Source organism: Marinimicrobium sp. UBA4209 (genome assembly GCF_002381585.1).
Taxonomy (GTDB): Bacteria; Pseudomonadota; Gammaproteobacteria; order Pseudomonadales; family Cellvibrionaceae; genus Marinimicrobium; species Marinimicrobium koreense.
The window spans coordinates 1-1,123 of sequence record NZ_DFTP01000109.1 but is presented as its reverse complement, the minus strand read 5'-3'; the positions used below and the strand labels follow the sequence as shown (position 1 = coordinate 1,123).

Genomic DNA, 1,123 nt, shown 5'->3' with positions numbered 1-1,123 from the left:
CCTAGGAGTGCGTTTGCTCAACCGTACGACGCGCCAACTGCACCTGACCGAAGCGGGCACTGCTTATCACGCCCGCGCGAAACCGTTGCTGGACGAGTTGGAAGCCGTGGAAAGCCAGCTCGGCAACTGGCAGCACCAGGCGCGCGGACGTCTGCGCATCAGTGCCCCGGTGTCCTTCGCCGCATTGCATATGGGGCCGCTTCTGGCGGACTTTCAGCAGACCTATCCGGGCATCGAAATCGATCTCCAGCTCAATGATCGCAAGGTGGATATTGTCGATGAGGGCTTCGATATTGCTTTGCGTATCGGCCGACTGCAGAGCTCCTCATTGGTTGCCAAGCGGATCGCACCGGTGCGCATGGTACTCTGCGCTTCCCCTGCCTATCTGGCTGCCCGAGGAACACCCCATAGTCTCGCTTCGCTCAAGGGGCATCGCTTTCTGCGTTACAGCTATATGGATGAGAGCAGCGAGCCACTGCTCAAGTGGTTGATACCCGAGGCCGAGCAGCTGGCCGGGCTGGCGACCAACAATGGAGATGTACTGGGGCGGCTGGCCGAGGCCGGCGCGGGCCTGGTGCTGCAGCCCACCTTCATAGTTGGCCCGGCGATTCAGGCCGGGCGGCTTCAGGTTCTGTTACCGGACCACGAGCCGGAATCCCTGGCTCTTTATGTCGTTTACGCCCACCGACGCCTGCTGGCCACGAAAGTGCGCGCCTTTGTGGACTTCATTGAGGGCTACTTCGGGGATCCACCCTATTGGGATGGGTTTGATGGTCAGCCCAATCGCGGTGTTACACTTAGCTCAGACTAGAGGAGACCCCATGGATACTCAAACCCAAACCGAACTCGAAGCGGCGGCCTTTCGGCGCCTGCTCAAACATCTGGATGAGCGCAAGGACGTCCAGAACATCGATCTCATGGAGCTGGCCGGCTTCTGCCGCAACTGCCTGAGCAAGTGGTATATGGAGGCGGCCCAGGAGCGTGGCCTGGACGTGGACAAGGACACGGCGCGGGAAATGGTCTACGGCATGCCCTATGAGGAGTGGAAGGCCCGCTATCAGACACCCCGCTGATCGGCCCGCCTTATTGTCATATTGTATTTAAGGACACTCTGATTAATTCC

2 protein-coding genes are annotated in these 1,123 nt (G+C 59.8%); both read left to right on the top strand.

The window, feature by feature from the left end:
- Positions 1-811 (top strand): LysR family transcriptional regulator (locus B3187_RS16115; RefSeq protein WP_286807477.1); only part of this gene is annotated, 811 nt, incomplete at its 5' end.
- Between the two features lie 10 nt (positions 812-821).
- A complete protein-coding gene (locus tag B3187_RS16110) occupies positions 822-1,073 on the top strand; it encodes a DUF1244 domain-containing protein (RefSeq protein ID WP_024462203.1) in 252 nt (83 codons plus the stop codon).
- The last annotated feature ends 50 nt before the right edge of the window (positions 1,074-1,123 follow it).